Origin of the sequence: Oerskovia sp. NPDC056781, from assembly GCF_042789955.1 — a bacterium.
GTDB classification, from domain to species: Bacteria; Actinomycetota; Actinomycetes; order Actinomycetales; family Cellulomonadaceae; genus Oerskovia; species Oerskovia rustica.
On sequence record NZ_JBHUAD010000237.1, the window covers coordinates 1 to 5,845 of the forward strand.

At 69.9% G+C, this 5,845-nt stretch carries 8 protein-coding genes; 5 read left to right on the forward strand and 3 right to left on the reverse strand.

Annotation, left to right across the window (positions count from 1 at the left end; genetic code table 11):
* Nucleotides 1-45: 45 nt before the first annotated feature.
* Together ACFRCR_RS16020 and ACFRCR_RS16025 are read right to left on the reverse strand one after the other, a co-directional pair.
* Complete coding sequence (locus ACFRCR_RS16020; protein WP_377678891.1) at nucleotides 46-999, reverse strand: DUF5692 family protein; 954 nt, start codon at nucleotides 997-999, stop codon at nucleotides 46-48.
* 114 nt (nucleotides 1,000-1,113) lie between these two features.
* Nucleotides 1,114-1,725, reverse strand: a complete 612-nt coding sequence (locus tag ACFRCR_RS16025; protein WP_377678892.1) for a TetR/AcrR family transcriptional regulator — start codon at nucleotides 1,723-1,725, stop codon at nucleotides 1,114-1,116.
* 235 nt (nucleotides 1,726-1,960) lie between these two features.
* On the opposite strand from ACFRCR_RS16025, the gene ACFRCR_RS16030 reads away from it, so the two are divergent.
* Entirely contained in the window at nucleotides 1,961-2,725 is a 765-nt protein-coding gene (locus ACFRCR_RS16030) for a GTP pyrophosphokinase family protein (RefSeq protein WP_377678894.1), read from the forward strand.
* Here ACFRCR_RS16030 and ACFRCR_RS16035 read toward each other — a convergent pair.
* A complete protein-coding gene (locus ACFRCR_RS16035; protein ID WP_377678896.1) occupies nucleotides 2,722-3,024 on the reverse strand; it encodes a DUF1905 domain-containing protein in 303 nt (100 codons plus the stop codon). The two genes, ACFRCR_RS16030 and ACFRCR_RS16035, sit on opposite strands and share 4 nt — an antisense overlap.
* 50 nt (nucleotides 3,025-3,074) lie before the next feature.
* Here ACFRCR_RS16035 and ACFRCR_RS16040 point away from each other — a divergent pair, with 50 nt between their 5' ends.
* From ACFRCR_RS16040 to ACFRCR_RS16055, 4 genes are all read left to right on the forward strand, one after another.
* A complete protein-coding gene (locus ACFRCR_RS16040) occupies nucleotides 3,075-3,635 on the forward strand; it encodes an MOSC domain-containing protein (RefSeq protein WP_377678903.1) in 561 nt (186 codons plus the stop codon).
* 39 nt (nucleotides 3,636-3,674) lie between these two features.
* Nucleotides 3,675-4,664: a Ku protein gene (locus tag ACFRCR_RS16045; RefSeq protein WP_377678898.1), complete on the forward strand. Its 990-nt coding sequence runs from the start codon at nucleotides 3,675-3,677 to the stop codon at nucleotides 4,662-4,664.
* A gap of 27 nt (nucleotides 4,665-4,691) precedes the next feature.
* Nucleotides 4,692-5,198 carry a heme-degrading domain-containing protein gene (locus tag ACFRCR_RS16050; RefSeq protein ID WP_377678899.1) on the forward strand — a complete coding sequence of 169 codons (507 nt, stop codon included), beginning with the start codon at nucleotides 4,692-4,694 and terminating at the stop codon, nucleotides 5,196-5,198.
* A 115-nt stretch (nucleotides 5,199-5,313) separates the two neighbouring features.
* Nucleotides 5,314-5,793, forward strand: coding sequence for a VOC family protein (locus ACFRCR_RS16055; protein WP_377678901.1), 480 nt, complete (start codon nucleotides 5,314-5,316; stop codon nucleotides 5,791-5,793).
* Nucleotides 5,794-5,845: the final 52 nt, after the last annotated feature.

A 5,845-nucleotide genomic window follows, 5' to 3' on the forward strand; every position in this document is an offset into this window, starting at 1 on the left:
TCGCCCGACCTCGTGTCGGGCGACCCGTCGTCGTGGGCGGAGTCGTCAGGCGGTCGTGGCGCCCGCGGTGGCGAGCTCCGGCGCCGGACGGTCCTTCGCGAGCTCCTGGTAGGACTTGTGGTCCGTGAACAGCTCGTCGCGCAGCGGGTTGCGGCGCTTGGTCACGATCACCTTGACCTGGTAGACGGCGACCGCGACGTTGGCGAGCAGCGAGATCAGGCTGACCACGAACAGCGCCTTCGGGTCGTGCGAGGAGTCGACCGCGAACGACGAGTCCGAGACGAACGTCGGCACGGCCATCGTGAACATCATCCAGAACGCGAGCGTGTGCGCGCGGTGCTGGAGCCAGGCGCCCTTGCGCAGGAAGAACGCCGGGATCGTGCAGCTGATGAGCAGGGCGGCGCCCGCGTAGAACGCGTGGTCGCCCACGCAGTTGTAGACGTACGCGAAGTTCCACAGGTCGTACGCGATGATCCAGAACCACATCATGTCGGGCCAGACCATGTCCTTGAAGCGGTCCCGCGTGATGTAGATGCCGGCCCAGCCGCAGATCGTCAGCAGGTTCAGGATGCCCGCGATGCCGTTCATGACGTTCCACGAACCGCCGACCATGAACACGCCGTCGACCATGCCGTTCATGCCGGAGACCTGGAAGTCGCGGATCACGGCCTCGGCGATGTTGAGCGCGAGGATCGCCGGGGGGAAGAGCAGGGCGTACTTCATCTGCCCGATGCGGGGGAAGTACCGGATGAGCATGAAGCCGATGCAGCCTGCGAGGGCCGAGTACACCTTGACCCAGTGGAACCAGGTGCCGGTCGAGGACCCGGCGCCCGCGGTGTGGGGCCACACGAAGATCGTCAGCACGATCGGCAGGACGATGAAGATCCCGATCGCGGCGGTCTTCGACCAGCGGACGAGCTCGTTGAGGCCGACGAGGGCCGCGAGCACCACGAACCACATGACGGCTGCTTGCCAGGGGATGGAATCGAAGAGGAACACGTCGCTCCCTTTCTCAGGGACGGCTGGACGGCGGGTGCCGTCCGGGGGGTGGGGGATGGTGCGGCAGGTGAGCGAGCGCGGTCCCGGCGCACCGTCGGGATCCGGGCCGTCGCGTCACTCGGTGTCGGAACGCGCCTCCTCGAGGTGCAGCACCTGCCGCACGATCGTCACGAGCACGGTGTCGTCGACCTCCGGGGTGTTGCGGGCGAGGCCGACGAGGCCGTAGACGAGGACGTAGAACGTCTCCGGGACGTGTTCGATGCCGATGTGGTGCCGGGCCGCGTACGCCTCGACCGTCGTGGCGCCGATGCACTCGACCACGGCCCGCACCGCCCGGTCGAGGAAGCGGTTGTACAGCCCCGCGCTCTCGGTGCGCTGCATGTCGTCACGCAGCGGGGCGACCGCCCGCAGGTGCGTGCGGAACATCGCGATGCAGTCGACGAGGGCCTTGTCGATGTTCCCGGCCTCGCGCGCCGCGTCCCACGCGCGCACGGCCTCCACGAACTCGCCGACGTAGCCCTCGAGCACCGCGTCGACGAGCGCGTCCTTGTCCGGGAAGTAGTAGTAGACGAGGCCCCGGGCGACACCCGCGCGCTCCGCGACGTCCTTGGTCGAGGTGCGGGCGATGCCCTGCTCCGCGAACAGCTCGCGGGCGGCGTGCACGATCTCCTCGGCACGAACCTCGGGTGCTGAACGTCGCCGCCTCGGCGTCGTCGCGTCGGTCATCGGAGCCCCTTCCTGAGCTGATACCTGGACGCTAGATCCGCTATTGACACAGCGTCAACAGTGTTCGACCAGGTCAGGACGTTGGTCCCGGGGGTCGGGGTCCTAGGGCCCGCCGAGCAGCGCAAGCGGGGCCACGACCTGAGACGGGCCGTGGCCAGCGGCGGACGCGGGCGTCCTGGCGCCCGCCGGTGTGCGACGGTGGAGGATCGACGTCGGCACGATCAGCGAGGAATCCATGAGCGGTGAACCCCAGGTCGGGGCAGAGCTGAGGGCCCTGCGGGAGCACTTCACGCGGCTGATGATGACGTACCGGTTCGGCATGGACGAGGTGATGACGAAGATCACCATCCTGCGTGACGAGTTCGCCTTCGCCCACGAGTACAACCCCATCGAGCACGTGTCCTCACGTCTCAAGTCGCCCGAGTCGCTGCTCGCCAAGGCGCGCCGCAAGGGCGTGGACCTGACGATCGACGCCCTGCGCGCGGAGATCTTCGACATCGCGGGCGTCCGTGTCACGTGCAGCTTCGTGTCCGACATCTACACGGTGCGCGACATGATCGCGGCCCAGCGCGACGTCGTCGTCCTCGAGGAGCGCGACTACATCGCGCACCCCAAGGGCAACGGGTACAAGAGCCTGCACCTCATCGTCGAGGTGCCCGTGTTCCTGTCCGACCGGGTGCAGCCCGTGGTCGTCGAGATCCAGATCCGGACCATCGCCATGGACTTCTGGGCCAGCCTCGAGCACAAGATCTACTACAAGTACGACAAGGCCGTGCCGCAGCGCCTCCTCGACGAGCTCAAGGAGGCCTCGCTCGCGGCCTCCGAGCTCGACGCCAAGATGGAGCGCCTGCACGAGGAGGTGCTCCAGCACTCGCGCGACACCGCGGACCTCCGGCCCGGGACGGAGAAGACGGCAGGTCCGTTCACGCCGTCGTGGGAGCTGCTCGACTCGTACCTGCGGGGCAGGCCGGGCGCGGGCGCCGGGGAGCCGGCGGGCTAGATCAGGGTCTCGACCGCGATCCGCACGGTGTCGCCCACGTCGATGCCCTCGGCCCGGCGAACCGCGGACTTGACGGGCAGGACGAACGTCTTGCGCCCGGCGTCAGGGAAGATCGACGTGGACCAGTGCGTCCCGCCGATCGTGACCTCGACCTTGACCGACCCGAACCCGGCCGGGGGGAGCGGGGAGTCCGCGATCTCGTCGCTCACGTCGGTGGGCAGCGCGGCGAACACCCACGAGTCCGTGCGCGCCGTCCAGCGCCACAGCTCCGCCTCGAACTCGTACCTGGTGCCGACCATGCGCCCATGATGCCGGACACTTGCACCCGGAGGGTCTCGGTCGCGCCATGATGGTCCCCGTGACCGAACCCGTGCCTCACGTCGTGGCGGTGGCGTCCAGCCCGACCCACGGCTTCAGCAAGGACCGAGCGCCCAGCGTGCAGATCGTCGAAGGGCTGGGCGTCGTCGGTGACGCGCACGCCGGGGCGACCGTGAAGCACCGCAGCCGGGTGCGGGCCGACCCTTCGCAGCCCAACCTGCGCCAGGTCCACCTCATGCACGCCGAGCTGTTCGACGAGCTCGCCGAGGCGGGGTTCGACGTCGGGCCCGCCGACCTGGGCGAGAACGTGACGACCCACGGCGTCGACCTGCTGGGCCTGCCGCGCGGCACCCGCCTGCACCTCGGCGCCGAGGTGGTCCTCGAGGTCACCGGGCTGCGGAACCCGTGCCAGCAGATCAACGACTTCCGGCCGGGCCTGCTCAAGCGGCTCGTCCTGCCCGACGGCGCGGGCGACGTGATCCGCAAGGCGGGGATCATGACCGTGGTCGCCCGTGGCGGGACGGTCGCGGTGGGGGACGGCATCGAGGTCGAGGTCCCCGCGGGCCCGCACCACCGGCTCCAGATGGTCTGACGACTCGCCAGGCCCTGCGCCCGGGCGCACCATGGAACGATGAGGGCCATCTGGAAGGGTGCCATCACGTTCGGTCTCGTCAACGTGCCGGTCAAGGTGTACTCGGCGACCGAGGACCACGACGTGCCGCTGCACCAGGTGCACGACAAGGACGGCGGTCGGATCCGCTACCAGCGACGGTGCGAGGTCTGCGGCGAGGTCGTGGCGTACGAGCACATCGACAAGGCGTACGACGACGGTGAGCGCACGGTCGTGCTGACGGCCGAGGACCTGGGGTCGCTGCCCGCCGAGCGCAGCCGCGAGGTCGAGGTCGTCGAGTTCGTGCCCACCGACCAGATCGACCCCATGCTCCTGGACCGCAGCTACTACCTCGAGCCCGACTCGTCGTCGAACAAGGCGTACGTGCTGCTGCGACGCACGCTCGAGGAGACCGACCGCACCGCGATCGTGAAGTTCGCGCTGCGCCAGCGCACGCGGCTCGCGGCGCTGCGGGTGCGCGACGACGTGCTGGTCCTGCAGACGCTCCTGTGGGCCGACGAGGTGCGCGAGGCCGCGTTCCCCACGCTCGACGAGCCCGCGAGGGTCAGCGCCAAGGAGCTCGCGATGTCGTCGCAGCTGGTCGAGTCCTTCGCGGCCGACTTCACGCCCGAGGAGTACCAGGACGACTACCAGGCCCAGCTCCGCCAGCTCATCGAGGCCAAGATCGAGAAGGGCGAGGCGCTCGATACCGCGGAGACCTTCGGCGAGCAGGAGGAGAAGGGCGGCGAGGGCGCCGAGGTCATCGACCTCATGGAGGCCCTGCGGCGCAGCGTCGAGAGCTCGCGCGGGACGAAGAAGGGCGACGCGAAGGGCGGGAAGTCCACGAAGGAGGCGGCGTCGGCGGGCAGCACGAAGAAGCGCGCCGCAGCCACGGAGAGCAACGGCACGACGGCGTCGCGCGCCTCCAGCGGCAAGCCCGCCTCGACCAAGGCGGCGGCCTCGGCGAAGGAACCCGCGAAGAAGACGACGCGCAAGAAGGCCTCGGCATGAGCCCCCGCGTCGTGCCAGGCTGACGCCATGACTCACGACCAGCCTGAGAGCCCCGACACGGCCCGCACCGCCCGCTTCATCGCGGAGGCCGAGCAGCACGAGCGCGACCTCGTGCTCACGCGCTTCACGCACGACGACGCGTGGCGGCTCGGCTGCCTGCTCGTCGAGCTCGCGGCCGAGCGGTCGCTGCCGATCACGATCGACGTGCGCCGCGGACCGCAGCAGGTCTTCCACGCCGCGACCGAGGGCACCACCCCCGACAACGACACGTGGGTCCAGCGCAAGGTGCGCGTGGTCGAGAGGTTCGGGGCGTCGTCGTACCTCATGGGCCTGCGCGCCAAGGCGAGGGGCACGACGTTCACGGCGCAGCACGAGCTGTCGCTCCAGGAGTACGCGGCTCACGGCGGGGCGTTCCCGCTGCGGGTCGAGGGCGTCGGCGTGATCGGCGTCGTGACCGTGTCGGGCCTGGCCCAGCGCGACGACCACCTGCTGGTCGTCGAGGCGCTGGGGACGTTCCTGCGGACGGCTGCCTGACGCGCCCCACGGCCGGCGAGACCGGCCAGGGGCGCCGACCGATGAGTTCGCCGGCCCCGGCCGGTCGGACCAGAAGAGCGTGACGCACCGCGCGCCGCGCGGGAGGAGGAGAACGATGCGACCGATCGTCCCGAGCCTGTGGTTCAACGGCGGCCTCGAGGAGGCCGTGGCCTTCTACACGTCGGTGTTCCCCGACAGCACCGTCGGCGACGCCCTGAAGATGCCCGACGGCACTTTGGTCACCATCGACTTCACGTTGCAGGGCCAGCCCTTCAACCTCATCAACGGCGGCCCCGACCACCTGTTCCCGTTCAGCGAGGCCGTGTCGTTCATCGTGCGCTGCGAGGACGAGGCGGAGGTCGACCGCTACTGGGACGCCCTGCTCTCGGGCGGTGGCACCGAGTCGCAGTGCGGCTGGCTCAAGGACCGCTACGGGCTCTCGTGGCAGGTCGTGCCCGTCGAGTTCGAGGAGCTCGCGCAGTCCGACGACCAGGAGGCCGTGGCGCGCATGATGGGCGCCATGATGCAGATGATCAAGCTCGAGATGCCCGCGCTGCGGGCCGCGTTCGAGGGAAGGCAGCCCGCCGACGCCTGAGTGCCGGGGCAGAAGGTGCTCGGCCCCCGTCCCCGCCGGCACGGGGACGAGG

What these genes read in the sequence shown, in the direction of transcription:
- ACFRCR_RS16045 (WP_377678898.1), top strand. Translation starts at nt 3,675, where the DNA reads ATGAGGGCCATCTGGAAGGGTGCCATCACGTTCGGTCTCGTCAACGTG.
- ACFRCR_RS16055 (WP_377678901.1), top strand. Translation starts at nt 5,314, where the DNA reads ATGCGACCGATCGTCCCGAGCCTGTGGTTCAACGGCGGCCTCGAGGAG.
- ACFRCR_RS16050 (WP_377678899.1), top strand. Translation starts at nt 4,692, where the DNA reads ATGACTCACGACCAGCCTGAGAGCCCCGACACGGCCCGCACCGCCCGC.
- ACFRCR_RS16040 (WP_377678903.1), top strand. Translation starts at nt 3,075, where the DNA reads ATGGTCCCCGTGACCGAACCCGTGCCTCACGTCGTGGCGGTGGCGTCC.
- ACFRCR_RS16030 (WP_377678894.1), top strand. Translation starts at nt 1,961, where the DNA reads ATGAGCGGTGAACCCCAGGTCGGGGCAGAGCTGAGGGCCCTGCGGGAG.
- ACFRCR_RS16035 (WP_377678896.1), bottom strand. Translation starts at nt 3,024, where the DNA reads ATGGTCGGCACCAGGTACGAGTTCGAGGCGGAGCTGTGGCGCTGGACG.
- ACFRCR_RS16025 (WP_377678892.1), bottom strand. Translation starts at nt 1,725, where the DNA reads ATGACCGACGCGACGACGCCGAGGCGGCGACGTTCAGCACCCGAGGTT.